Below are 25,407 nucleotides of genomic sequence, written 5' to 3' on the forward strand. Positions count from 1 at the left end.
TGCTCGTCGAGGTTTCGCTACTTGGCCCGGCGCGCCACCGTGAAGTGGTCGATGCGGTCACCGGTCTCGGCGATGCCCGAGACCTTCAGCTTGGCGTAGTGGCCGCTCGGCGCCGGCTCGACGTCCACGCGCAGGAACGAGTAGTTGAGGTAGCGCACCCGGGACCAGGCGACGGTCTCGTTGACCTTGCCGTCCTTGGTGTTGATGAAGGAGGCGACGGAGTCGACCTCGTTCAGGTGCCCCTCGTAGGAGTCCGGCGCGCTGAACGCGTACAGGCTGCGGCCGGCCGCGCCCGCCGTCACGTAGACGACGCCCTCGGTCTCGGGGTAGGCCGTCTCGCCGATCGGCAGCTTCTTGGCGACCTTGTCGCCCTTGATGACGTCGGTGCGCTCGTACTGGTGGTTGTGGCCGTTGATGACCAGGTCCACCGTGTACTTCTCGAACAGCGGCACCCACTCCTGGCGCACGCCCCCCTCCGAGGCGTGCGCCGTGGAGGTGCAGTACGCGCAGTGGTGGAAGAACACGATGATGAAGTCGACGTCCTTCGAAGCGCGGTACTTCTTCAGCTGCGCCTCGAACCATGTGGTCTGGGTGCCGCCGGAGATGCCGAGGTTGGCCGGGATCTCGAAGGAGACGTCGTTCGGGTCCAGCGAGATGATCGCCGTGTTGCCGTAGACGAAGGAGTAGACGCCCGGCAGGTTCTTCTCGTCCGGCCCGTTGTCGGGGAGCGTGAAGCGGGCCTCCTCGCCGCCGTAGCCGTTGGGCGAGTACCAGGCCTCCATGTCGTGGTTGCCGTAGGAGACCATCCACGGCACGGACTTGGCGACCGACTCGGTCTGGGCGAGGAACTGGTCCCACGTGCGCGAGTCGAAACCGGTGTCGGAGGTCTTGCCCTGTCCGGCGGGGTCGCCGTAGGCGATGTCGCCCGCGTGCAGGTGGAAGACCGGGTCCTGGCCGAGGATCAGGCTGTCGTTGGCCAGCGCGTGGTAGCTGACGCCCTGGTCGCCGAAGGCCGTGAAGGTGAACGGCACCTTGTGCGCCGGGGCGGTGGTGAAGGTGCCGAGGGTGCCCAGCAGGTGGCGCTCGGCCGGGTCGAAGCCCTCGTGGCCGACCCCGTAGTAGTACGTCCTGCCGGGGCGCAGGTGGGTGAGCTTGGCGTGCAGGTAGTACTGGGTGTGGTTGCCGCTCGCGCCGACGCCAGCCGGGGTGTAGAGGGTGCGGACCTCGGCGGGGATCTTGCGGGAGAGGTCCCAGGGGTGGGCGCCGATCCGGATGAACGGGTTCTTCACGGCCACCGGGACCTGCCAGGAGACGGTGATCTCGGTGCGCGGGTCGTTGCCGAAGGCGAGGTGGCGGCCGAAGGGGGCGACCAGGGCGCCGTCGACGCTCTCGACGGCCGGGGCGGTGCTCTGGGTCGGGACGGCGGCCTGGGCGGTCGCACCCGGCACGAATGCGCCACCCGCGACGGCGCCCAGGGTGACGGCTCCGCCTCTGATCATCGTGCGCCGGGAGAATCTCTCGCGCAGGTACTCGTGCTGCTCCGCCATGCTCATGCGGGCCGCGAGCTTCTCCGGTACTCCCATACGAGGTATGTCCATGTGGCCAGAACTTCCTCCACATAATCAACGTGGCGCAGGACACAGGATGGACAGCCGTCGAACGGGATCCCATAAGAACTTCAACAGGCATCTGCCCGAAATCGGGCACGATTCTTGCGATTCCGGCGCTCTTACCTCAGGATCTACCGGGTGCACGACGAACTTGTCGATCATCTGACGCGGACCACGCCCTTGAACCGGGGCGAGGCGCTGCGCGTGGTCCAGGACGTGCTCGCCTACTTCGACGAGACGACCGAGGAGTTCGTCCGTCGCCGCCACCGCGAACTGCAGGCCCACGGACTGGTGAACGCGTCGATCTTCGAACGGATCGAGGCGGACCTGAAGTATCGCGCGGTGGCACCGCCCGAGCTCACGCTCCGGCAACTGCGGCGCATCGTCTACGGCTGAGTTACGGCCGAGTCGACGACCGAGCCACCGGACGACCGCCCCATCCAGACGGGGCAAAAAGGGACTTAAGGAAACATATGTGCGGAATCGTCGGATACATCGGTAAGCGCGATGTGGCCCCGCTCCTGCTGGAGGGTCTGCAGCGGCTGGAGTACCGCGGCTACGACTCGGCGGGCATCGTCATCACCTCGCCGAAGACGGCGGGCTTGAGGATGGTCAAGGCCAAGGGCCGGGTCCGCGACCTGGAGGCCAAGGTCCCCGCGCGCTTCAAGGGCACCACGGGCATCGCCCACACCCGCTGGGCCACCCACGGCGCCCCCTCCGACGTCAACGCGCACCCGCACATGTCGGCCGACAACAAGGTCGCCGTCGTCCACAACGGCATCATCGACAACGCCGCCGAGCTGAGGAAGAAGCTGGAGGCGGACGGCGTCGAGTTCCTCTCCGAGACCGACACCGAGGTCCTCACCCACCTCATCGCCCGCTCCCAGGCCGAGAAGCTGGAGGAGAAGGTCCGCCAGGCACTGCGGCTGGTGGAGGGCACGTACGGCATCGCCGTGATGCACGCCGACTTCCCGGACCGGATCGTGGTGGCGCGCAACGGCTCCCCCGTCGTGCTCGGCATCGGCGAGAAGGAGATGTTCGTCGCCTCCGACGTCGCCGCCCTCGTCGCCCACACCCGCCAGATAGTGACGCTGGACGACGGCGAGATGGCGACGCTGAAGGCCGACGACTTCCGCACGTACACCACTGAGGGCACCCGTACGACGGCCGAGCCGACCACCGTGGAGTGGGAGGCCGAGTCGTACGACATGGGCGGCCACGACACCTACATGCACAAGGAGATCCACGAGCAGGCCGACGCCGTGGACCGGGTGCTGCGCGGCCGCATCGACGACCGGTTCTCCACCGTGCACCTGGGCGGCCTGAACCTGGACGCCCGCGAGGCGCGGCAGATCCGCCGCGTGAAGATCCTCGGCTGCGGCACCTCGTACCACGCGGGCATGATCGGCGCCCAGATGATCGAGGAGCTGGCCCGTATCCCGGCCGACGCCGAGCCGGCGTCGGAGTTCCGCTACCGCAACGCCGTCGTGGACCCCGACACGCTGTACGTGGCGGTGTCGCAGTCCGGTGAGACCTACGACGTGCTGGCGGCCGTGCAGGAGCTCAAGCGCAAGGGCGCACGGGTGCTGGGCATCGTCAACGTGGTCGGCTCGGCGATCGCGCGTGAGGCGGACGGCGGCATGTACGTCCACGCGGGGCCCGAGGTGTGCGTGGTGTCCACCAAGTGCTTCACGAACACGACGGTGGCGTTCGCGCTCCTGGCACTGCACCTGGGCCGCACCCGCGACCTGTCCGTCCGTGACGGGAAGCGGATCATCGAGGGCCTGCGGAAGCTGCCGGAGCAGATCTCCGAGATCCTGAAGCAGGAGGAGGAGATCAAGAAGCTGGCGGAGCAGTTCGCGGACGCCCGCTCGATGCTGTTCATCGGTCGTGTGCGCGGCTACCCGGTGGCCCGTGAGGCCTCGCTGAAGCTGAAGGAGGTCTCCTACATCCACGCCGAGGCCTACCCGGCCTCCGAGCTCAAGCACGGTCCGCTGGCACTGATCGAGCCGGCCCTGCCGACGGTCGCGATCGTGCCGGACGACGACCTGCTGGAGAAGAACCGCGCGGCCATGGAGGAGATCAAGGCCCGCAGCGGCAAGATCCTCGCGGTGGCGCACCAGGAGCAGGAGAAGGCCGACCACACGATCGTGGTGCCGAAGAACGAGGACGAGCTGGACCCGATCCTGATGGGCATTCCGCTGCAACTCCTCGCCTATCACACGGCGTTGGCGCTGGGTCGGGACATCGACAAGCCGCGGAACCTGGCGAAGTCCGTGACGGTGGAGTAGTCCGCGCCGACCGACTGCGCCGCGATCTCGCTGGTTCGAACATCAGCAACCCCCTGTGTGCCACCACCACAGGGGGTTGCTCTTTCGGAGGGGCCGGGGCCGCCCAAACCCCGGCCCGGTCGCTGCCTCAGCCGGCGGCCGTCACCCCCCGGCCGGCAGCGCGTCGCGGAAGGGTGGTGGGCCAGTGGGCGAGGGCCGCGGTCGCCGCGTACCAGGCCACCGCTCCCGCCGCCACGGCGAACCAGCCGCCGGCCTTGCCGAGCGCGTCGTTGCCGGCGAGGCGGCCGATGGCGAGCAGCAGCAGCGAGACGAAGAACAGCCCGTAGGTGCCCTGGTCGAGCAGGCCGCCCGACGCTCCGAGCGCCAGGCTCAGGGTGACCAGGGCGAACAGCAGGAGGAAGAGTCCGGCGGCGTGGTCGGACATCTGGTTGCCGGCCGTGACGGCCCAGGTGAACCACAGGGCGCCGAGCGCCGAGAAGGCGGTGCCCGTGGCGGTGTCACGGTCGCGGAGGGCGAGCAGCCCGGCGAGGAACAGGGCCACGCCGCCGACATAGTGGGCCAGTGACACGGCGTCGGCCGTCGTCACGCCGTCGATGACCTTGGTGGATCCGAGCCCGAAGGCCAGCAGCGTGACGCCGAGCGCCAGCCGGCCGACGATGGTGGTGGTGGTGCCTCCCGCAGAGACGTCGTTGTCCACGGCGGGCTCCCTTCTTGTCCTGCGTGTACGGTGCGCGGTGACCGATATATGCCCTTCACAAGGGCACAAACACCTCCGGACGCAAAGGAATTCAGCAGGCGCGGAAAAGGAGTCGGCGGTACCCACGGCGCATCTCACCTGGGCCAAAGGGAAGTTGCGGAATGACAACGGCGGAGGTGCGAGCCTTGGGGCGGGCGGTGGCTGTACATCGCGCCCCGCAAGGGGCGCACGGAACGGCGTGAGCAACCACGCAACACCCCGCGGGCGGTGCACAACCCGCCGGGGCTCGCCGGTAGCGGGACCAGTGAGCACACGCGGAGCGACAACTCAGGGAATGACGATCACCGGGCGCTGCGCGCGCTTGGCGAGGCGGCCGGCGACCGAGCCGAAGATACGGCCGACGATGCCGTGCGTGGAGCCGACGACGATCGCGTCCGCCTCGTACTCCCGGCCCACCTCTTCGAGTTCGTGGCAGATGTCGCCGCCGCGCTCGACCAGGATCCAGGGCACGTCGGCGAGATGATCCGCGCAGGCCAGCTCCAGACCCAGGACCTCCGTACGGTGGTCCGGCACGTCGACGAAGACCGGCGGCTCGCAGCCCGCCCACACCGTGGTGGGCAGCCGGTTGGCGACATGGACGATGATCAGGCCCGACCCCGAGCGGTACGCCATGCCGATCGCGTACGCGAGGGCGCGCTCACTGGAGGTGGAGCCGTCGAAGCCGACGACAACGCCGTGCTTGAACGCGGGATCGCACGAAGGGCGTGGCTCTTCCGCCGCCAGGGGATCGGTCGCCGTCGGGTCGGCGACCGGTCGCTTGCGGTCCGCGGGTTCGGAGAATTCGTGACCGGCCATGGCTGTCTCGGCGATGTGATCCTTTGTCGGGGACGACGGTGTGCGGCGGAGCTGTGTCCGGGAATCGTCTTCCCGTCCCCATACCCCCAAGGGTACGGCGGCACGCCTCCTTAGCCCAGATCCCGCACAGGCTGCACGGGGTTCCAGGGAGCATGCACGAGGGAACGCCCGTAACGCAATGGTTGCTGCCCCGTACAGGCGCTTTGCACGGCGTTTCCTCAGGGGCGGTACGTGCGCACGTGGCCGCTGCCGCCGGGGCGCCGCAGTGACCGACGGGACGGACCCGCGTTGAACCGGGCGAACCCCCGCCCCAGGGAGCGCCCCGTGCCCGCACCCCGCACCGCCCCCCAGAACCGCCCCGCGCCGGACACCGCGAGCGACGTGATCCGCTGGGCCGCCTTCTGCTGCGTGCTCGTCCCCACCGTCCTCGTCTGCTACGGCATCTCCCTCGCCGCCGCCATCAGCACGGCTCTCGGCCTCGCCGCCGTCACCGCGGCCTGCCGCACCCTCCTGCGGCAGTCGGAGCGCGGCGCCGCGCGCCTGCGGGCCGAGGAGATCGCCCCGCACCGCGGACGCCACAGCCGGAGGGGAACGGGGGCGCACAGAGGCAGACGTCACAGTGATGGGGACACTCCGGTCGACTGACCGGTTTCCGCGCACGCGCCCGTATCTTTTCAGCCAACTTCTCAATCTCGTGCATCACACCGTCGAATGGCCCCCCACCCCCCGTTCGACCTGCGCTGAAAGGGTCCCGGACGGCGCACGCACCCTACGGGGATTGGCCACCGGGACGAGGCGCACTTCCCTGCACGCTCCACGAGTGCAACCCTTCGTGATCGAATGCTTCACGCCAAGTTGCCATGTCGACAATGTGCCGGATGGTGAACTGGTCACGCCGGCACCGCGCGACACAGTAGATTCGATCATGACTGTCTACGGCGGGGGACTCGTGCAGGACCGAGGGGAAACGTGCAGGAGCGACACAACCGAGGAGCCGCGACCACCGAGGGGGGCTTAGCAGGATGAGCCATGACTCAACTGCCGCGCCGGACGCCGCGGCCCGGAAGCTGTCCGGGCGACGCCGCAAGGAGATCGTCGCGGTGCTGCTGTTCAGCGGCGGCCCCATCTTCGAGAGTTCCATTCCACTTTCGGTGTTCGGGATTGACCGCCAGGACGCCGGAGTGCCGCGCTACCGCCTGCTGGTGGCGGCCGGTGAGGAAGGCCCACTGCGGACCACAGGGGGCCTGGAACTGACCGCGCCGTACGGGCTGGAGGCGATCTCGCGGGCGGGCACCGTCGTGGTGCCGGCCTGGCGGTCGATCACCTCTCCGCCTCCGGAGGAGGCGCTCGACGCGCTGCGCCGGGCGCACGAGGAGGGCGCCCGCATCGTGGGGCTGTGCACCGGCGCCTTCGTGCTGGCCGCCGCCGGGCTGCTGGACGGGCGGCCGGCCACCACGCACTGGATGTACGCACCGACGCTGGCCAAGCGCTATCCGTCGGTGCACGTCGACCCGCGCGAGCTGTTCGTGGACGACGGGGACGTCCTGACGTCGGCCGGTACGGCGGCCGGCATCGACCTGTGCCTCCACATCGTGCGCACGGACCACGGCAACGAGGCGGCGGGCGCGCTCGCCCGGCGTCTGGTGGTCCCGCCGCGCCGCAGCGGAGGCCAGGAGCGCTATCTCGACCGGTCTTTACCCGAGGAGATCGGCGCCGACCCCCTCGCGGAGGTCGTCGCGTGGGCGCTGGAGCACCTCCACGAACAGTTCGACGTGGAGACGCTGGCGGCGCGCGCGTACATGAGCCGGCGGACGTTCGACCGGCGCTTCCGCTCGCTGACCGGCAGCGCGCCGCTGCAGTGGCTGATCACCCAGCGGGTGCTGCAGGCGCAGCGACTGCTGGAGACCTCCGACTACTCGGTCGACGAGGTCGCCGGGCGCTGCGGCTTCCGCTCGCCGGTCGCGCTGCGCGGCCACTTCCGGCGCCAGCTCGGCTCGTCACCCGCGGCTTACCGGGCCGCGTACCGGGCACGGCGCCCGCAGAGCGAACGGCAGGCGGACGCCGAGAGTGCCGGCGGCCCGCCGGCGCCGCAGGCCGCGCAGGAGTCCGCCCAGGTCCCGATGCAGACCCGCCGGACCGCTGCCACGAACGGGATCGGTCCCTCGGCGCCCCTGTCCACGGACCACCCGGGCAAGCAGGTTCCCGAGCTGTACGCGGCGGGCCGCCCGAGCGTGCCCGGGCAGCGCAGCGCGCCGTAGCGCCACCGCCGTGCCGGCGCACCGGGAGCTCCGGGCCACCGGCGAGGACGGGCGGGACGGGGGCGTAACGCCCCCGTCCCGCCCGTCGCCGTATCCGTCCGTGCACAGGTCACATGCACGGGCGGTCCGCACGCCACGCCCGGGCCATAAGGTGGGACACATGAACGATCGCATGGTGTGGATCGACTGCGAGATGACCGGCCTCTCGCTGTCCGACGACGCGCTCATCGAGGTGGCCGCGCTGGTCACCGACTCCGAGCTGAACGTACTCGGCGAGGGGGTGGACATCGTGATCCGGCCGCCGGACGCGGCACTGGAGACGATGCCGGAGGTGGTGCGTCAGATGCACACCGCCTCGGGACTGCTCGACGAGCTGGCCGCCGGCACGACGCTCGCCGACGCCGAGGAGCAGGTCCTGACCTACGTACGGGAGTGGGTCAAGGAACCGGGCAAGGCGCCCCTGTGCGGCAACTCCGTCGGCACGGACCGCGGCTTCCTGTCCCGCGACATGCCGACGCTGGAGGACTACCTGCACTACCGGATCGTGGACGTCAGCTCGATCAAGGAGCTGGCCCGGCGCTGGTACCCGCGGGCGTACTTCAACAGTCCGGAGAAGAACGGCAACCACCGGGCGCTGGCCGACATCCGCGAATCGATCGCCGAGCTGCGCTACTACCGGGAGGCGATCTTCGTGCCGCAGCCGGGTCCCGACTCCGACACGGCGCGCGCGATCGCGGCCAAGCACGTGCTGCCCGCGCGGTAGCGTCCCGACGGGGCCGACGGGGCGCCACGCCGGACGCCCGGGGAAACGCTGGCGCGAGCACCCCTTCGGACCCTGTACACTTTTTCTCGGCCGGTAGGGGAAACCACTGCGAAAACACCGGTCATGGTGGGTGTAGCTCAGCTGGTAGAGCACCTGGTTGTGGTCCAGGATGTCGCGGGTTCGAGTCCCGTCACTCACCCTCGGTAGTCAGCCGGTGACCTGTGGGAGCAGGTCACCGGCTGTACTGCTTTTTGGGGCCACGCGGGAGTCCCCGAGATCCCGTTCAATGCGGCCCTTCTTCGAGGGCGTCCGTCACCGCCCGAAGGGCACGGTGCCGGCCGAGCAGGTCGGTGCTGTCCGACCACTGGTCCACGCCTCCGACCAGCGGCAGGCCGCGAAGACCGGGGTCCGTGACCGTGCGGGCCAGGGCCTGGGCGAAGCGCTCGGCGTGCAGGACGAGGAACGGGCGTGCGTGGTAGGGGCGGGGCCTCGGGTCCACCCAAGTGGTCAGTCCGGAGGCGTTCTGCAGGGAAGCGACCGCTTCGTACGCGTCGCACAGGTGCCCTTCCCGGGCCGGGTGGTCCGTCGCCGCGAGCGCACCGCGCAGTGACGGAGTGAGCGACGCCGCCACCGGCAGCCGGCCGAACGCGCTGCCGAGCCATTTGCCGTAGGGGGCGTACCGGCGCTCCAGCAGCAGGCACAGCCGCATCAGGTCCCGTACGAGGCGGGCGGCCACGACGGCGGAGCCCAGGTCGTCGCCGACCTCCGCGCAGCGTCCCACGAACGCCTCTTCCTGCGAGATGCGCTGCCACTGGCATGCCAGCAGGTACCGCCACACCTGCTCCGGGTACCAGGCCAGCCGGCGCCGCGCGGCGGTGAGGGTGCCGGGCCCGTCGTGGAACACCGCGCCGCCTGTGGTCTCGGCGAGCCGTTGCTGGGGCATCGCCAGCCATGCGCGCACGCTCGGTTCCGCGTCGCCCGAGCGCAGCCCGAGCCGCTCTGCCAGCCACCCCTCGACGTCGTGCACGTCGACACGGTGGTTGACCGGCCCGTCGGTCAGCCGCATGCGTCCGACCGGGTCCAGCGGGTCGTCGCTCTCCTGGAAGTGGGTGGGCCAGCCACGCAGCTGCTTCGGCAGCCGTTCGGCCAGCAGGCGGCGGATGTCGTCGCCGTGCCGGGCGCGGTCCTCGGCCGTGAGGAAGAGCTCCAGCCGGGGTCCCCACTCGTGATCCGCCGAGCGGGGCGTGTCGAAGCCCAGTACCTCGGACCCGCTGCCGATCCGCGCCGCCGCGTACCGCAGTCCCGGGAAGGCCTCGCGGAGGACCGGCGCCACGGCCTCCTCGTACAGGATCGCGGACAGCCTCAGGCCGGGCATGAAACGGGCTTCGGAAGTCGCCATGACCTCACTGTGCCGGGCCTGTTTCCCGCCGGGCCACCGGTTATCGGCGCCGGAACTCCGGCAGGCTCACGCACGCCGCCGCCACGAGCCCGTATCGCACCGCCCTTTCGTATACGTCCCCTGCTCGTAGTCAGCTCCGCACGGCTGTGCGCGGCCCTTGCGCACCGCCCCTGCACGCGGGCAGGGGCGCCGACTTCGGGTGCGTCAGGACGAGTCCCGCGCCACCAGCTCCGTCGGCAGCACCACCTGGCGCCGGTCCAGCGCCCGGGAGGCCACCGGGCGGTGGTCCGCTATCTCGTCCAGGAGCAGGTCGATCATCGCCCGGCCCATCTCCTCGATCGGCTGGCGCACGCTCGTCAGCGGCGGGTCCATGTGGCGGGCGATCGCCGAGTCGTCGTACCCCACGAGCGCCACGTCGTCCGGGATACGGCGCCCCGCCTCCCGCAGCACCTGGCGCGCGCCCGCCGCCATCACGTCCGACTCCGCGAACACCGCGTCCAGGCCCGGGTGGCGCGCCAGCAGTTCCGTCATGGCGCGCCGGCCGCCCTCCTCGGTGAAGTCGCCGGGCAGGATCAGGGCCTCGTCCACCGCACGGCCGGCGTCCCGCAGCGCGTCCCGGTAGCCGTCGATGCGCCGCTGCGCGCCGTACACGTCGAGGCGGCCGGTGATCGTGGCGATGTGGGCGCGGCCACGGGCGATCAGGTGCTCGACCGCCGAGCGGCCGCCGCCGTAGTTGTCCGAGTCCACCGACGGCAGGGTCTCCGAGGCCGAGCGGGGGCCGCTGATCACCGCCGGGATCTCCAACTGGGCGAGCAGGTCGGGCAGCGGGTCGTCCGCGTGGACGGAGACCAGCAGGACGCCGTCCACCCGGTGCGCCGCCAGGTACTGCGCCAGCCTGCGCCGCTCCCGGTCGCTGCCCGCGAAGATCAGCAGCAACTGCATCTCGGTGTCCGACAGCGCGGACCCGACACCCGTCACCATGTCCGAGAAGTACGGCTCCGCGAAGAACCGCGTCTCCGGCTCGGGGACGACGAGCGCGATCGCGTCCGTACGGTTCGCGGCCAGCGCCCGGGCCGCGGTGTTCGGCACGTACCCCAGCTCCGCGACCGCCGCCTCGACGGCCGCGCGCGTCGCGTCGCTCACCCGGGGTGATCCGTTGATCACCCGGGAGACCGTGCCGCGGCCCACGCCGGCCCGTGCGGCGACCTCCTCAAGAGTCGGCCGCCGGCCACTCCGGCCCCGCGTTCCGTGGCCTGTCATGGTCGCCTCCCGTCGCACCGCGCGTCGCGCGCCTGGCCTGGAATGTAACAGTCCCGTGCGGCTCCGCGACCGCCGTTGGGGCCGACCGCCCGCGCCCCCGCGCCCCCCGGGGGGGGGGCTCCGCACGGCGGCCAGTTAACGTCCCGATAACTGAACGCGTCTGACACCGTCCGCTCCCTTGACACCCCCGCGCCGACCCACGACTCTTCAACACATCACTTGTGGGAGCGCTCCCACAGTACCTGCCCCATACACATCCCGCACGTTCCCCGCCCGAGCCGCAGCGACAAGACACGGGCCCAGCACAGAAGTTGGCCGGGGGGTCGGCACGTCAGGGCAACTGGAGGACGACATGCGAGCACGTACCCGATCCAGCCACAAGGCGATAGCCCTCACGGCCGTCGCCGTGCTGGGCGCCGGGCTGCTGGCCGGCTGTGCCAACGACAGCGGCGGGAGCAGCGACAGCGGTTCCGGTGGCGACAGCAAGGGCAAGACCACGATCACGCTGGGTCTGTTCGGCACGATGGGCTTCAAGGAGGCCGGTCTCTACGCCGAGTACGAGAAGCTCCACCCGAACATCAAGATCCAGGAGAACGCGATCGAGCGGAACGAGAACTACTACCCCGCTCTCGTGAACCACCTGACCACCAACAGCGGTCTGATGGACGTCCAGGCCGTCGAGGTCGGCAACATCGCCGAGGTCACCAGCACCTTCGCGAGCAAGCTGGCGGACCTGTCCAAGGTCTCCGGCGTGCAGAAGAGCAACTGGCTGGACTGGAAGTGGCAGCAGGCCACCGCCAAGGACGGCCAGACCATCGGCCTCGGCACCGACATCGGCCCGCTGGCGATCTGCTACCGCAAGGACCTGTTCCAGGCGGCCGGCCTGCCCACCGACCGGGACGCCGTGGGCAAGCTGTGGGCGGGCAGCTGGGACAAGTTCGTCAAGGCCGGCGAGCAGTACAAGAAGAAGGCGCCGAGCGGCACGACCTTCATGGACTCCCCCGGCGGTCTGCTCCAGGCGATCCTCGCCGGCGAGAGCACCCGCTTCTACGACTCCTCCGGCAAGGTCATCTACAAGTCGAACCCGGCCGTGAAGACCGCCTTCGACACCACCGCGAAGGCCGCGCAGGAGGGTCTGGTCGGAGCGCAGACCCAGTTCCAGCCCGCGTGGAACACGACGATCGCCAACAGCAAGTTCGCCGCCATGTCCTGCCCGCCCTGGATGCTCGGCTACATCAAGGGCCAGTCGAAGCCGGACACGAAGGGCAAGTGGGACGTGGCCCAGGCGCCGAAGGCCGGCAACTGGGGCGGCTCGTTCCTGACGGTGCCGAAGAGCGGCAAGAACGTCACCGAGGCCGAGAAGCTGGTCGCCTGGCTGACCGCGCCCGAGCAGCAGGCCAAGCTGTTCGCCACCCAGGGCTCCTTCCCGAGCGCACCCGGCGCGTACACGATGCCCGCGGTGACCGGCGCCAAGAACGACATGACCGGTGACGCCCCGATCGGCACGGTCTTCGCGGAGGCCGCCAAGAACATCCCCGTCCAGGTCATCGGCCCGAAGGACCAGATCATCCAGCAGGGCCTGACGGACAACGGCGTCATCCTCGTCACCAAGGGCAAGACGCCCGCGGAGGCCTGGGCGACGGCCACCAAGACCATCGACAACAACCTGGAGAAGTGACCGGCATGGCCACCCGGCACGACATCGCCGCGCCCCCCGCGAAGGAGGGGGGCGCGGCCCCGGCCCGCCCACCCGCCGCCCCCACGGAGGCGGAGCGGCGGCGCCGCGCCCGCCTGTCCCGGCGCTGGCAGCGGGACATCAAGTGGAGCCCGTACGCCTTCGTCTCCCCCTTCTTCCTCCTCTTCGTGGCCTTCGGGCTCTTCCCGCTGATCTACACGGGCTGGGCCTCGCTGCACACGGTTGAGCTGACCGCGCCCACCGACATGCAGTGGGTGGGCCTGCACAACTACACGCGGATCTTCGACGACGACTTCTTCTGGAACGCGGCGAAGAACACTCTGACCATCGGCATCATCTCCACGGTCCCGCAGCTGCTGATGGCCATGGGCCTCGCGCACATCCTCAACTACAAACTGCGCGCCTCGACCTTCTACCGGGTCGTGATGCTCGCGCCGTACGCGACCTCGATCGCCGCGGCCTCCCTCGTCTTCGTCCTGCTGTTCGGCCGCGACTACGGCATGATCAACTGGGCGCTGCACTTCTTCGGCATCGACAAGGTCGACTGGCAGAACGACAAGTGGCCGTCCCAGATCGCCGTGTCGTCGATCGTCATCTGGCGCTGGACCGGCTACAACGCGCTGATCTACCTCGCGGCCATGCAGGCGATCCCGCAGGACCTGTACGAGTCGGCCGCGCTCGACGGCGCCTCGCGCTGGCAGCAGTTCTTCCATGTGACGCTGCCGCAGCTGCGCCCGACGATCCTGTTCACCTGCGTCGTGTCGACGATCGGTGCGAGCCAGGTGTTCGGCGAGCCGCTGATCTTCGACGCCAACAAGGGCGCGTCGGGCGGTGCGGAGCACCAGTTCCAGACGCTCGGCCTGTACCTGTACGAGCAGGGCTGGGTGAACCAGCACCTGGGCCGCGCCTCCGCGATCGCCTGGACGATGTTCCTGATCCTGATCGTGATCGGCGTCGTCAACTACGTCATCTCGCGCCGGCTGCGCGCCAGTAGTTAGGAGACCCGGCGTGACGACAACCCTGAACCCTCCCGCCGACGCGGCGGCGAAGGAGCCGAAGCGCGTACGGCGCCCGAAGTCGGCCCGTGCGGGCGGGCAGATGCACGCGGGTCCGATCGCGTACACGATCCTCGTGCTGTTCTCCATCGGTTCGCTGTTCCCGCTGGTGTGGACGGCGATCGCCGCCTCCCGCACCAACAACCGGCTGGCGCAGAGCCCTCCGCCGTTCTGGTTCGGCGGGAACCTCTTCCACAACCTCGACGTCGCCTGGACCCAGGCCAACCTCGGCAAGGCCTTCGTCAACACCACCATCGTGGCGGGGACGTCGGCGGCGACCATCGTGTTCCTGTCGACGATCGCCGGGTTCGCCTTCGCCAAGCTGCGCTTCAGGGGCCGCAACATCCTGATGCTGATCGTGATCGGCACGATGATGGTGCCGCCGCAGTTGAGCATCATCCCCCTGTACATGATGGTCGCGAAGCTGGACTGGACGGACCAGTTGCAGGCGGTCATCTTCCCGTCGCTGGTGAGCGCGTTCGGCGTGTTCTTCATGCGGCAGTACCTGCTCCAGGCGCTGCCTGACGAGCTGATCGAGGCGGCCCGGGTGGACGGTGCGAGCAGCTGGCGCGTGGTGTGGAACGTGGTGTTCCCCGCGGCGCGGCCCGCGATGGCCGTGCTCGGCATGCTGACGTTCGTACAGGCCTGGAACGACTTCCTGTGGCCGTTTTTGGTCCTGACCCAGACCGGCAACCCGACCGTGCAGGTCGCCCTGGCGGGCCTGGGCCGCGGCTACACGGTCGACCAGTCGCTGATCATGGGAGGCGCGCTGCTCGGTACGCTGCCGCTGCTGCTGGTCTTCGCGATCTTCGGCAAGCAGATCGTGGGCGGCATCATGCAGGGCGCGGTCAAGGGCTGACGCCCGGCCGCCGTGGTCGCCCGGCCGCCGTGGACGCCGATCGCCGTACGGGGGCCGGATCACCGCCGCTCCGGCCCCTTCCCTCCCCCCTCCTCCTTTCTCCCCTTCCCCCAACTCATCGGTCTTCACGACCTCGTATGGGAGCGCTTCCATGTCTGAGTCCGCACAGTCGGCACCCCCGGTGACCTTTCCTCCCGCCTTCGTCTGGGGCGCCGCGACCTCCGCGTACCAGATCGAGGGGGCGGTGCGGGAGGACGGCCGCACCCCCTCCATCTGGGACACCTTCAGCCATACGCCGGGCAGGACGGCCGACGGCGAGACCGGTGACATCGCTGTCGACCACTACCACCGCTACCGCGAGGACGTGGCGCTGATGGCAGAGCTGGGCCTGAACGCGTACCGCTTCTCGATCTCCTGGTCGCGCGTGCAGCCCACCGGCCGGGGCCCGGCGGTCCAGCGGGGCCTGGACTTCTACCGCCGCCTGGTGGACGAACTCCTCGCGCACGGCATCCGGCCGGCGATCACCCTCTACCACTGGGACCTCCCCCAGGAGCTGGAGGACGCGGGCGGCTGGCCGGAGCGGGACACGGCGTACCGGTTCGCCGAGTACGCGCGGATCGTGGGCGAGGCCCTCGGCGACCGCGTGGAGCAGTGGATCACCCTGAACGAGCCCTGGTGCAGCGCTTTCCTGGGCTACGGCTCCGGGGTGCACGCCCCGGGCCGTACGGACGCGGCGGCGTCGCTGCGCGCGGCCCACCACCTCAACCTGGCCCACGGCCTCGGCGCCTCCGCCCTGCGGTCCGTGATGCCGGCCCGCAACGCGGTGGCGGTCAGCCTCAACTCCTCCGTCGTGCGTACGGTCTCGCAGGACCCGGCGGACCTGGCGGCCGGCCAGAAGATCGACGACCTGGCGAACGGCGTCTTCCACGGTCCGATGCTGCACGGCGCGTACCCGGAAACCCTGCTGGCGGCCACGTCGTCGGTCACGGACTGGTCCTACCTCCGCGACGGCGACCTGGAGACGATCCACCAGCCGCTGGACGCCCTGGGTCTGAACTACTACACGCCGACGCTCGTCTCGGCGGCCGAGGAGCAGGCGAGCGGCCCCCGTCCGGACGGTCACGGCGCCAGCGCCCACTCGCCCTGGCCGGGCGCGGACGACGTGGCCTTCCACCAGACCCCGGGCGAGCGGACCGAGATGGGCTGGACGATCGACCCGACCGGGCTGCACGAGCTGATCATGCGCTACACGCGGGAAGCGCCGGGCCTGCCGCTGTACGTGACGGAGAACGGCGCGGCCTACGACGACAAGCCGGACCCGGACGGCCGCGTCCACGACCCGGAGCGGATCGCCTACCTGCACGGGCACCTGTCGGCGGTGCGCCGGGCCATCACGGACGGCGCGGACGTGCGGGGCTACTTCCTGTGGTCCCTGATGGACAACTTCGAGTGGGCGTACGGCTACGGGAAGCGCTTCGGGGCGGTGTACGTGGACTACACGACGCTGGAGCGGACACCGAAGTCGAGCGCGCACTGGTACGGCCGGGCGGCGCGGACCGGGGAGCTGCCGCCGCTGGAGGACTGACCGGCGGGGGGCCGGAGGTTCGGGGCGCGGCACAGGAGGGAGGTGCCGCGCCCCGGTGGTTCGCCGTGCCGCCCGAAGCCTGTCGCAAAGGGGCTTCGTCGCGTGGCCCACTCGCCTAGGGTGTGGTCGCGTGACCACCGAAGCCGCGGACAGAGCGGCAACCGCCTACCCGTCCTCGCTGCGTCGGACCTCACTCGTGGCCCTCGGCTCACTGGCGTTCGTGGCTCTGGGCGTCTGGCTGCTGATCGACCACGCCACGCTCAAAGGCGTCCTCGCGGGCGCGGCCGCCGTGCCGTTCTTCGGCCTGTGCGCCTGCCTGGCGATCGGCCGCCTGCTGCGACGGCGGCCCGAACTGGTGCTGACCGGCGAGGGCCTGACACATGTGATGCTGGGCTCGATCCGCTGGACGGAGATCGCGGAGGTCACCGTCCGCGAGATCAGGGTCCGCTCCGCCACGCAGCGCGTGATCGAACTGGTGCTCAATGACCCGGACGCCTACCTGGCGCGAGCACCGCGCACGGCACGAATCGCCGGTAAGGCCAACCTGCGCCTCGGCTACAGCCCGGCGACCATTTCGGCGACCACGCTCCCGGTGGACCTCGACGAGGTGGTGGCGGCCATGCGCCGCCACCAACCCGAGTTGAGGATCAGGCGGTAGCACCCTGGAGAACAGGCACTACTTGTAGGCGCCGAACGCCTTCGAGAACGCGAACCTGTCCTGGGTGATCGAGCTGCACGTCGGGTCCGCCGTCGGCTTGGGGCCGCCGTCGCACTGCTTGTCGCGTGCGGCCGACCACATGGACAGCCAGCCGAGTCCCTTGGACTTGGCGAAGGCCACCAGCTGGGCGGCGTCGTCGACCTTGAAGACCTCGGAGGAGACGTCGTTGACGCCGATCATCGGGGTGAGGGCGACCGTCTTCCAGGCCGCGCTGTCGGTCAGGCCCAGCACGCTCTTGATCTGCGCCTGCGTCGCGGTCGCCGCCTGCTCGGCGTAGGTGCCCATGTCACCGCTGTACGCGGGGCCGTAGTCCATCGCCATGATGTTGACGGTGGAGATCTTCACGCCGTTGGACTTGGCGTCGGCGAGGAGGTTCACTCCGTCCTGGGTCAGGCCCTCCGGCATGACCGGAAGCGTGAACGAGACATCGAGGCCCGGGTGTTGCTGCTGCAGCTTGGCGATCGCCTGGGCGCGGCGGGTGTTCGCGGCCGTGTTCGGCAGCGCGCCACCCTCGACGTCGAAGTCGACTTTGGTGAGTCTGTACGCGTCCACGGCCTTCCCGTACGCCGCCGCCAGCGCGTTGGCCGAGGAGCAGGTCGTGGCCAGCTCCGAGCCGGAGGCGCCGCCGAAGGAGACCCGGACGTCGCCGCCCTTGGCGCGCAGGGCGCCGATCTGCGCGGCCACCGCGTCGTTGCCGAGGTCGGAGACGCCGCCCCACTTGGGGGTGCAGCCGCCGCCGTCGGTCACGAACGCCAGGTTGTAGTTCTTCACCCCGGTCGCGTCGGCCGCGGCGACCAGGTCGAAGGCCGGGTAGAGGGACGTGTCGACGTACGGGGAGAAGCCGGCGCTCGTGGTGGATCCGGTGCCGGTGCCGCCTCCGGTGGGCTGCGTGGCGGTGGGCGACGGAGCGGCGGTCGAAGGCGGGGTCGGCACCGGGGTGGGGGACTGGGTCGGACGGCCGCTCGGCTGCGGGGTCGCGCCGTCGTCGGCGGAACACTTCGCGCCGTCGACGAGACAGCCCGTCGGGTCGCCGGAGCCGCTCACGACGAAGCCGACGGTCACCGACTCGCCCGCCGCGAGGCCGTCCTTGTCCCAGGACGGCGGCTTGACGGTGACGTGCCGTCCGCTCACCGTCGGCGTGCCGTCCCACAGCGAGCTGAGCTGCGCACCCGAGGGCAGGTCGAACTGCAGCGTCCAGTCGGCCTTGGCCTGACCGCTGTCGTTCGTGATCACGTACTGCGCGGTGTAGCCCGACGACCAGGTGCTGGTCTTCGTGTACGCCGCGCCGACACCGGCGGCGTGCGCCGTGCCGGTGACCACCAGGGCGCCACCGCCGACCACGACGGCGGCGACCGTGCCGCCGATCGCCTTGCTTCTGCCGCTGATCCCGCGCCGGTGCGCCTTGCTCATCGCGTGCCTGCCTTCGCTGGTACGGGGGGTGGATGCGGCAGCACGCTAGCGAGCCGGCAGGGGGCAAAACGCCTGATCCGGGCGGGCGTTGAGGATCTTAGGGTGCGCTTAAGGAAGGGATCGGGGGCGGTTAAAGGTAGAGACCAATATGCGGCGGCGTCCACGGCGTACGCGGTGCCCCCGCCGGATCGGGGCGAGTCCGTCCAGCTGGAACCAGATCCGCACCTCCGTGCCGCCCAGCACCGAGGAGCCGATCCGTACGTCGCCGCCGGTCGACTCGGCGAGCCGGCGCACGATGTCCAGGCCGAGGCCCGTCGAGCCGTCGCTGCCCGAGCCGCGGCCGCGGGCCATCGCCGCCTGCGGGTCCGGTATGCCGGGCCCGGCGTCGGACACCAGCACGATCACCGCGCCCTCGGCGTTGTGCACGTCGACCGCGAACGCCGTGCCCTCCGGGGTGTGCCGGAAGACGTTGCCGAGCAGGGCGTCCAGCGCGGCGGCGAGGTCGGAGCGGGCGACGGGTACGCGGACCGGACGGTCGGCCCCGGCCACCCGCCACTTGCGGCCCTCGTCCTCGGCGAGCGCCGACCAGAACTCCATGCGCTCGCGCACCACCTCCGCCGCGTCGCACCCGGCGCCCGGTCCGGCCGCCGCGGTCTGCGGCTTGGCCTCGCGGGCCGTACGGATGATCGCGTCCACCTCGCGCTCCAGCTGCGCCACCGCCTGACGGGTCTGCTCGGCGGCCGGCCCGTCACCGAGCGAGGCCGCGTTCAGCCGCAGCACGGTCAGCGGTGTCCGCAGGCGGTGGGACAGGTCGGCCGCCAGCTCCCGCTCGTTCGTGAGGAGTTGTACGACCTGGTCGGCCATCGAGTTGAACGCAACCGCCGCCGCGCGCAGTTCGGCCGGCCCGTCCTCGGGGACACGCGCCCCGAGCTTCCCCTCCCCCAGATCGTGCGCGCCCTCGGCCAGGCGCCGCGCGGGCCGCACCATCCGCACGCCGAGCCGGTCGGCGACCGCCACCGAGCCGATGATCAGCGCGACGCCGACCGCCGCGAGTACCGCCCAGGCCGTGCCGACGCCGTGCGTCACCTCGGACTCGGGCACGTAGACCTCGATGACGGCGATCGCCCCGGAGCTGAGCGCGGTGGGCTGGAGCAGCGTGGAGCCGCCCGGGACCTCGGCGGTGGAGGCACGTCCGAGCCGGCGGGTGGCCGCGATGTCCTTGGCGGCGGCGCGCCGGCGGCCGATGTCGACCGCCTTCGTGCCCTCCCCCGCGGGGATGTGCACCGCCATCCCGTCGTCCGAGCCCGCCGAGGCGACGACCCGCTCCAGCTGGTCCCGGTCGGTGGTGATGGACAGCGCGGGCGCGATCGCGGCGGCCTGCCGCTCGGCGCTGGAGAAGGCTCGGTCGCGTGCCATCTCCTTGACGACCAGCCCGAGCGGGACCGCGAAGGCGACCACCACCATCGTGGTCACCGCCAGACACACCTTGACCAGTGCCCACCTCATGGCAGCGGCTCCGTCCGAGGCGGCTCCAGCTTCACGCCGACTCCGCGCAGGGTGTGCAGATAGCGCGGCCTGGCCGCAGTCTCACCCAACTTCCGCCTGAGCCAGGAGAGATGGACGTCAATGGTCTGGTCGTCACCGTACGACTGCCGCCAGACCTCGGCGAGCAGTTCCCTGCGCGGTACGACGACGCCGGGCCGGCCGGCAAGGAAGGCGAGCAGGTCGAACTCACGGCGGGTCAGGTCCAGTGGCACGCCGTCCAGTTCGACGTGGCGGCGCAACGGGTCGATGGCGAGGCCACCGACCCGGATGACGGTCGGGGACCCGGCGTCGGTGGCGGCCGTGCGGACTCGGCGCAGCACCGCCGCGATCCGGGCCGAGAGGTGCTCGACCGAGAACGGCTTGGTCAGATAGTCGTCCGCGCCCGCGTTGAGCAGGCGGACGATCTCCGTCTCGTCGTCGCGTGCCGTGGCGATGATGACCGGGACGTCCGTGATGCCGCGCAGCATCTTCAGCGCCTCGGAGCCGTCCAGGTCGGGCAGCCCGAGGTCGAGGATGACGACGTCGAAGGGGACGTGCGCGACCTCGCGCAGCGCCTCCAGCGCGGTGCCGACGCTGCGCACGGTGTGTCCGGCCTCCGTCAGATGCCTGATGAGCGCCGAGCGTACGAACTGGTCGTCCTCGACCACGAGCACACTTGCCATGGGCGGCACCGTACGCCATGCGGGCCGGGCCGTTCGGGGGCTGTGGACAACTCCCCACGCCGCAAGGGAAGAAACGGAACTGTGTGCGACCCGTGAGACACCCGTGGGGCTGGTGAGGCAGTATGGCCGGGATGTTGAGAGGTCTCCTGCACGTACTGGCGTGGACTCTGGCCACCGGAGCGGCGGCCACGTTGTCGTGGTGGGGTGTCCACACGGTGCTGGCGGGCACCGCGTACGACCCGCCGCGCGCCCTGCCCGTCACCGCGGGCGGCGCGACCACGCAGGAGTCGAGGCCGCCGGCTCCCTCGACGCGGCGGCCGGCCCCGTCGAAGAGCCCGGCGCCGACGCCGAGCACGACGGGCCCGCGACCGACGCCCTCCAAGTCCCGGGCCACGAAGCCCGGCCCGTCCACCACCACCTCAGGTCAGGTCAAGAGCTACGACACCGCCGGCGGTCGGGCGGTCTTCGACCTCGGCACCACCTCGGCGACGCTCGTGTCGGCCACCCCCGGCACCGGCTGGTCGATGCAGGTCTGGAAGACGGAGACCTGGATCCGCGTGGAGTTCGCGTCCGGTGCCGACCGGGTGTCGGTGTTCTGCACCTGGCACGACGGTCCGCCCCATGTGGAGATCGGGAACTACTAGGGCCGGTCTTTCGCCGGGCGGCGGGCTCGGTGTGTCTCAGTGGAGGAGCTCGGTCGGTTTCAGCGGAAGACCGACGGCGGGGGCGCCGGGGACGCCACGGCCGCCGCGTCCGTGACCGCCGCCGCACCGCCCGTGAAGTCGGTCAGCGCCTTGCCGTGCTCCACGCGCGCGGGATGCGGGTCCGAGGCGGCGCGCCGGGTCAGTTCGGCGACCGGGAGCGGGTGGGCACAGGCAGCCAGGACCGCGTTGCCGAAGCGCTTGCCGCGCAGGACGGCCGGATCCGCGATCAGTGCGAGCTCGGGGAAGACGGCCGCCGCCGTCGAGATCTGGCCGCGCAGATGGGCGAGCGGAGGTCCGTCGGCGAGATTGGCCGCGTACACACCGCCGTCCTTCAGCGCCCGGCGGACCTCGGTGAGGAACTCGACCGACGTCAGGTGCGCCGGGGTGCGCGCCCCGCTGAACACGTCCACGATGATCAGGTCCGCCCAGCCGTCCGGCACCTTGGCGAGCCCTTCCCGGGCGTCCGTGGAGCGCACCCGGATCCGGGCGTTCGGGTCCAACGGCAGGGCCCGGCGCACGAGTTGGACGAGCGCCGCGTCACGCTCCACGATCTGCTGGGTGGAGCGGGGGCGGGTGGCGGCGGTGTAGCGGGCGAGGGTGAACGCGCCGCCGCCGAGGTGCACGGCGTGCGCGGGACGGCCGGGCGGGGCGGCCAGGTCGATGACGTGGCCGAGCCGGCGCTGGTACTCGAAGGACAGGTGCCGCGGGTCGTCGAGGTCGACATGCGACTGCGGGGCGCCGTCGATGAGAAGGGTCCAGGCGCGCGCCCGGTCCGGGTCGGGTATCAGCTGGGCGAGTCCGCCGTCGACCGTCTCGACGACGGCCTCGGCTCCCTGCCCGCGCCGCGCGTTCCGTGACCTGCCCATCCCGCCATTATCGGGGGCGGCGCGGAGGGCGGCTCACCGAGGGCGGGGCCCTGCTCGGCAACCCGGGCACGCCCCTCGCCCGATCGGACGGGGTTCGACTCGAGGTGTGGACGAAGGCTCACCGACGGTTGCCGGGGCGGTCCGGCCAGGCGGGCGGTCATCGACAGTTGTCGGCGGCCTCGATCATGCGGGCCGCCTCCCCGAGGGCCGCACGCAGGACCGCCGGGTCCGTGGCCGGCTCCGCCTCGCCGGGCGGCAGGAGCCAGCCCGTGCCCTCCACCGGGGGCAGCGGGGCGACCAGGCTCATGCCGCGCCCGTCGGTCTTCGTGCACGTGCTGCCGGGGACGTCCCACCCGTCCGCCGTGCCGGGCGGTACCAGGAAGCCGAGGGTGTCGCAGTCGTCGTCGTGCAGGACGGGCCCGACGCAGTCGCCGACGCCGCGGCGGAGGATGTCGACCGCCTCCAGCCCCTGCCGCGTGGGCACGGTCACGAGGTCGGGGGCCCGGTGCGGCGGTGCGGCGCACTCGGGGGCCGGCAGGGTCTGGGCGGCCTGCGGCCGTGTACGGAACTCGGTGTTGTGCGGGGTCTGCGTCCCGGCATCCACAACGGAACCCTCCTCGACGGTGAGTTGGGTCGGGAGTTCGGGCGGCTCCCGGTCCACAGGGTTCAACGCTCGGGAGCGTCAACGGCAACGGCGCAACACTGCCGCCAAGGATGGCAGTTCATGGCAGATCTCGCATGAGATATCCGGTTTGTAGCTAAACCTCGCATGACCACACCTGCGAGGAAGGTACGTTCTTGCACCGCCGGACGCAGGGAACCAACTGGCACCACGCGGACAAGCCACCCCAATCCGGCATGGTTCGACGGTTCGCACGAGAGGGCCCGGCCATGACCTCGTCCCAGACCCCCCGGCCACCACGGCCGAATCTCGCCTTCCGGCAGTTGCGCGGATCACGCTCGCCGGGTGAGTTCGCCGCGGCGGTACGGCGTGCCGCACGCGAGATCGGCGAGCGGGTCAGCTGTGACGCGCGGTACATCGGACGCGTCGAGGCGGGCGAGATCCGTTGTCCCAACTACGCCTACGAACGAGTGTTCCTGCACATGTTCCCCGGGCGCACGCTCGCGGACCTGGGGTTCGCGCCCCGCTCGGCGGTGCGCGGCCGAGGGGCGCGCACCGTCGGCGAGGCGCCCCCCGCACACACCAACCGCCGTCCGTATGCCTCCGATGAGCACCGGAAGGCGTACGAGACGTATGACCGATCAGACACCTACGAGTCGCACGAGTCGTACGGCACACACGCGTACGACGCACAGAACCACGAGGAGAGCGACGTGCAGCGTCGCGCATTCATGACCGGCGGCACCGTGACGGTGGCCGCCGCCTCCCTGGGCCCCATCGGGCTCACCCTCGGCGGCCCCGCAGCGGCCGCCGAACGCCCCGTCCACCGTGCGGGCTCGTCCGAGGCGAGCGCGCTCGAGGAGGCCGTACGCAAGATCCGCCTGCTCGACGACCGGCACGGCGCGGACGGCCTGTACCGGCGCGCGGCGGCCCCGCTGCGCGCCGCGTACGCGCTGCTCGACGCGGGTACGACCCGGCAGACGGTCGCCGACCGGCTGTACTCGGGCGCGGGTGAACTGGCCATCTCGGTGGGATGGTTGGCGCACGACTCCGGGCGTTACGACGACGCCCGCTCGCACTACGCGGAGGCGCTGGCGACGGCCCGGATGTCCGGGGACCCGGGCCTGGAGGCACACGCGTTCTGCAACACGGCGTTCCTCGCGCGCGACGCGGGCCGGCCGCGGGAGGCCGTACGGGCGGCGCAGGCGGCCCAGCGCGTCGCGCGCCCGCTCGGCTCCCACCGGCTGATGTCGCTGCTCGCCCTCAGGGAGGCGGGCGGCTGGGCGGGACTCGCGGACCGGGCCGGCTGCGAACAGGCGCTCGCACGGGCGCAGGCGCTCTTCGAACGGGGGCCGTCGGACTCGGACCCCGAGTGGATGACCTTCTACGGCGAGGCCGAACTGGAGGGCCTGGAGGCACAGTGCTGGTCGACGCTGGGCGACTGGGCGCGGGCGGCCCGGCACGCACACCGCGCGGCGCAGCTCCAGGATCCGCACTTCACCCGGAACATCGCCCTGTACACGGCCGAACTGGCCGACGACCTGGCCCGCGGCGGCCGTCCCGACGAGGCGGCGCAGGCCGGTCACCGCGTACTGGACCTCCTGGACCAGGTCCAGTCCTCGCGCGTCCTGACGATGCTGGCGGGCACGGCGAGGGTATTGCTGCCGCACCGGCGGGCGTCGGGGGTGTCGGCGTTCCTGGAGCGGCACGCTTCGCTGCCGCGCAGTGCGTGAGCGGCCGTGGCCACGGGCGCCCGGGGGGGGTCGCGCAACCCGGCGCTACGGGCACGCCCCCCCAAGTTCTTCGAGCAGGGGGACCCCCAACGTCCACCCGTGCCGCCCTGGGTCCCCCCGGGCCGTCAAGGCTCTGGGGGAGGCACGACTGCCCGCAGCTACGCCAAGTGCCCCAAGTCGTTCCACGACTCGATCGCCGGCTCCCCGTAAGCCCACCCCAGCACCGAAAGCGACGTCGGGTTCAGCCGTATCCGCGCCGCGAACTCCAGCGGCAAGCCCAGCCACCGTGCCCCGATGGACCGCAGGATGTGCCCGTGTGCGAACACCAGCACGTCCCGGTCCTCCGACCGTGCCCAGGCCACGACCTCGTCCGCGCGCGCGGAGACCTCCGCCAGGGCCTCCCCGCCGGGCACGCCGTCGCGCCAGATGAACCAGCCCGGCCGGATCTGCTGGATCTCGGCCGGCGTCATCCCCTCGTACGCCCCGTAGTCCCACTCCATGAGCGTGTCCCAGACGCTCGCCCGCTCGCCGAAGCCGGCGAGTTCGCAGGTCTCACGCGCGCGTGCCAGCGGACTGGTGCGCACCTCGGCCCCGGGCAGCCCGCCGAACGGCGCCCGGTGCAGCCGCTCCCCGAGCAGCTTGGCGCCCCGCCGACCCTCCTCCAGCAGCGGCACATCGGTCCTGCCGGTGTGCTTGCCGGACAGCGACCATTCCGTCTGTCCGTGCCGGGCCAGCAGGATGCGCGGTGCCATGAGAGACCTTTCCGGGAGAAATGAGCGACGACGTCACTCCATCATCGCCCACCCCGTCCCGGGGCAA

General features: G+C 71.1%; 23 protein-coding genes and 1 tRNA gene. 13 read left to right on the plus strand and 11 right to left on the minus strand.

Annotated features, from left to right (window positions below; translation table 11 throughout):
- Nucleotides 1-17: 17 nt before the first annotated feature.
- Nucleotides 18-1,583 carry a purple acid phosphatase family protein gene (locus tag ACZ7L1_RS09450; protein WP_471435908.1) on the minus strand — a complete coding sequence of 522 codons (1,566 nt, stop codon included), beginning with the start codon at nt 1,581-1,583 and terminating at the stop codon, nt 18-20.
- A gap of 165 nt (nt 1,584-1,748) precedes the next feature.
- On the opposite strand from ACZ7L1_RS09450, the gene ACZ7L1_RS09455 reads away from it, so the two are divergent.
- Together ACZ7L1_RS09455 and glmS are read left to right on the plus strand one after the other, a co-directional pair.
- Nucleotides 1,749-2,006, plus strand: a complete 258-nt coding sequence (locus ACZ7L1_RS09455) for a hypothetical protein (RefSeq protein WP_471435625.1) — start codon at nt 1,749-1,751, stop codon at nt 2,004-2,006.
- A 77-nt stretch (nt 2,007-2,083) separates the two neighbouring features.
- Nucleotides 2,084-3,901: a glutamine--fructose-6-phosphate transaminase (isomerizing) gene (glmS, locus tag ACZ7L1_RS09460; RefSeq protein WP_471435627.1), complete on the plus strand. Its 1,818-nt coding sequence runs from the start codon at nt 2,084-2,086 to the stop codon at nt 3,899-3,901.
- A 127-nt stretch (nt 3,902-4,028) separates the two neighbouring features.
- On the opposite strand, the gene ACZ7L1_RS09465 is transcribed toward glmS, so the two are convergent.
- Nucleotides 4,029-4,598, minus strand: a complete 570-nt coding sequence (locus tag ACZ7L1_RS09465) for a GPR1/FUN34/YaaH family transporter (RefSeq protein WP_471435629.1) — start codon at nt 4,596-4,598, stop codon at nt 4,029-4,031.
- 327 nt (nt 4,599-4,925) lie between these two features.
- Nucleotides 4,926-5,453 carry a universal stress protein gene (locus tag ACZ7L1_RS09470; RefSeq protein WP_103838671.1) on the minus strand — a complete coding sequence of 176 codons (528 nt, stop codon included), beginning with the start codon at nt 5,451-5,453 and terminating at the stop codon, nt 4,926-4,928.
- A gap of 324 nt (nt 5,454-5,777) precedes the next feature.
- Here ACZ7L1_RS09470 and ACZ7L1_RS09475 point away from each other — a divergent pair, with 324 nt between their 5' ends.
- The 4 genes from ACZ7L1_RS09475 (at nt 5,778) to ACZ7L1_RS09490 (ending at nt 8,673) form a co-directional block, all read left to right on the plus strand.
- Nucleotides 5,778-6,098, plus strand: a complete 321-nt coding sequence (locus ACZ7L1_RS09475) for a hypothetical protein (protein WP_471435631.1) — start codon at nt 5,778-5,780, stop codon at nt 6,096-6,098.
- A gap of 377 nt (nt 6,099-6,475) precedes the next feature.
- Nucleotides 6,476-7,711 (plus strand): helix-turn-helix domain-containing protein, encoded by a 1,236-nt coding sequence (locus tag ACZ7L1_RS09480; RefSeq protein ID WP_471435633.1) that lies wholly within the window; start codon nt 6,476-6,478, stop codon nt 7,709-7,711.
- 160 nt (nt 7,712-7,871) lie between these two features.
- Nucleotides 7,872-8,474, plus strand: coding sequence for an oligoribonuclease (gene orn / locus ACZ7L1_RS09485; protein WP_103838668.1), 603 nt, complete (start codon nt 7,872-7,874; stop codon nt 8,472-8,474).
- Nucleotides 8,475-8,600: 126 nt separating this feature from the next.
- Nucleotides 8,601-8,673 (plus strand) — tRNA-His (locus ACZ7L1_RS09490).
- Between the two features lie 84 nt (nt 8,674-8,757).
- Here the strand turns inward: ACZ7L1_RS09490 and ACZ7L1_RS09495 are convergent.
- Together ACZ7L1_RS09495 and ACZ7L1_RS09500 are read right to left on the minus strand one after the other, a co-directional pair.
- Nucleotides 8,758-9,873, minus strand: coding sequence for a DUF4037 domain-containing protein (locus tag ACZ7L1_RS09495; protein WP_471435636.1), 1,116 nt, complete (start codon nt 9,871-9,873; stop codon nt 8,758-8,760).
- Nucleotides 9,874-10,077: 204 nt separating this feature from the next.
- A complete protein-coding gene (locus tag ACZ7L1_RS09500; RefSeq protein WP_471435638.1) occupies nt 10,078-11,133 on the minus strand; it encodes a LacI family DNA-binding transcriptional regulator in 1,056 nt (351 codons plus the stop codon).
- 352 nt (nt 11,134-11,485) lie between these two features.
- On the opposite strand from ACZ7L1_RS09500, the gene ACZ7L1_RS09505 reads away from it, so the two are divergent.
- The 5 genes from ACZ7L1_RS09505 (at nt 11,486) to ACZ7L1_RS09525 (ending at nt 16,986) form a co-directional block, all read left to right on the plus strand.
- On the plus strand, nt 11,486-12,811 hold the full coding sequence (locus ACZ7L1_RS09505) for an ABC transporter substrate-binding protein (RefSeq protein ID WP_471435640.1): 1,326 nt from the start codon (nt 11,486-11,488) through the stop codon (nt 12,809-12,811).
- 5 nt (nt 12,812-12,816) lie between these two features.
- Nucleotides 12,817-13,827, plus strand: a complete 1,011-nt coding sequence (locus ACZ7L1_RS09510) for a carbohydrate ABC transporter permease (RefSeq protein ID WP_471435642.1) — start codon at nt 12,817-12,819, stop codon at nt 13,825-13,827.
- 10 nt (nt 13,828-13,837) lie between these two features.
- Nucleotides 13,838-14,743, plus strand: a complete 906-nt coding sequence (locus tag ACZ7L1_RS09515) for a carbohydrate ABC transporter permease (protein ID WP_471435644.1) — start codon at nt 13,838-13,840, stop codon at nt 14,741-14,743.
- 151 nt (nt 14,744-14,894) lie between these two features.
- Nucleotides 14,895-16,328, plus strand: a complete 1,434-nt coding sequence (locus ACZ7L1_RS09520) for a GH1 family beta-glucosidase (protein ID WP_471435645.1) — start codon at nt 14,895-14,897, stop codon at nt 16,326-16,328.
- A gap of 130 nt (nt 16,329-16,458) precedes the next feature.
- Nucleotides 16,459-16,986, plus strand: coding sequence for an STM3941 family protein (locus ACZ7L1_RS09525; protein WP_471435647.1), 528 nt, complete (start codon nt 16,459-16,461; stop codon nt 16,984-16,986).
- 18 nt (nt 16,987-17,004) lie between these two features.
- Here ACZ7L1_RS09525 and ACZ7L1_RS09530 read toward each other — a convergent pair whose 3' ends face one another.
- The 3 genes from ACZ7L1_RS09530 to ACZ7L1_RS09540 all read right to left on the minus strand — a co-directional run bounded on the left by ACZ7L1_RS09530 (nt 17,005) and on the right by ACZ7L1_RS09540 (nt 20,663).
- On the minus strand, nt 17,005-18,456 hold the full coding sequence (locus ACZ7L1_RS09530; protein WP_471435648.1) for a glycoside hydrolase family 18 protein: 1,452 nt from the start codon (nt 18,454-18,456) through the stop codon (nt 17,005-17,007).
- Between the two features lie 108 nt (nt 18,457-18,564).
- Nucleotides 18,565-19,962, minus strand: a complete 1,398-nt coding sequence (locus ACZ7L1_RS09535; protein ID WP_471435649.1) for a sensor histidine kinase — start codon at nt 19,960-19,962, stop codon at nt 18,565-18,567.
- Complete coding sequence (locus ACZ7L1_RS09540) at nt 19,959-20,663, minus strand: response regulator transcription factor (protein WP_471435650.1); 705 nt, start codon at nt 20,661-20,663, stop codon at nt 19,959-19,961. Before ACZ7L1_RS09540 ends, ACZ7L1_RS09535 begins: the two co-directional genes overlap by 4 nt.
- 131 nt (nt 20,664-20,794) lie before the next feature.
- Here ACZ7L1_RS09540 and ACZ7L1_RS09545 point away from each other — a divergent pair, with 131 nt between their 5' ends.
- Nucleotides 20,795-21,307, plus strand: a complete 513-nt coding sequence (locus ACZ7L1_RS09545; RefSeq protein ID WP_471435652.1) for a hypothetical protein — start codon at nt 20,795-20,797, stop codon at nt 21,305-21,307.
- A 59-nt stretch (nt 21,308-21,366) separates the two neighbouring features.
- Here ACZ7L1_RS09545 and ACZ7L1_RS09550 read toward each other — a convergent pair whose 3' ends face one another.
- Together ACZ7L1_RS09550 and ACZ7L1_RS09555 are read right to left on the minus strand one after the other, a co-directional pair.
- Nucleotides 21,367-22,233: a spermidine synthase gene (locus ACZ7L1_RS09550; protein ID WP_471435653.1), complete on the minus strand. Its 867-nt coding sequence runs from the start codon at nt 22,231-22,233 to the stop codon at nt 21,367-21,369.
- 157 nt (nt 22,234-22,390) lie between these two features.
- Nucleotides 22,391-22,771, minus strand: coding sequence for a hypothetical protein (locus ACZ7L1_RS09555; protein WP_471435910.1), 381 nt, complete (start codon nt 22,769-22,771; stop codon nt 22,391-22,393).
- 353 nt (nt 22,772-23,124) lie between these two features.
- On the opposite strand from ACZ7L1_RS09555, the gene ACZ7L1_RS09560 reads away from it, so the two are divergent.
- Nucleotides 23,125-24,588 (plus strand): hypothetical protein, encoded by a 1,464-nt coding sequence (locus ACZ7L1_RS09560; RefSeq protein ID WP_471435654.1) that lies wholly within the window; start codon nt 23,125-23,127, stop codon nt 24,586-24,588.
- 158 nt (nt 24,589-24,746) lie between these two features.
- Here ACZ7L1_RS09560 and ACZ7L1_RS09565 read toward each other — a convergent pair whose 3' ends face one another.
- A complete protein-coding gene (locus ACZ7L1_RS09565) occupies nt 24,747-25,340 on the minus strand; it encodes a histidine phosphatase family protein (protein ID WP_471435656.1) in 594 nt (197 codons plus the stop codon).
- Between the last annotated feature and the right edge of the window lie 67 nt (nt 25,341-25,407).

This window comes from Streptomyces sp. NPDC107546 (genome assembly GCF_055639175.1).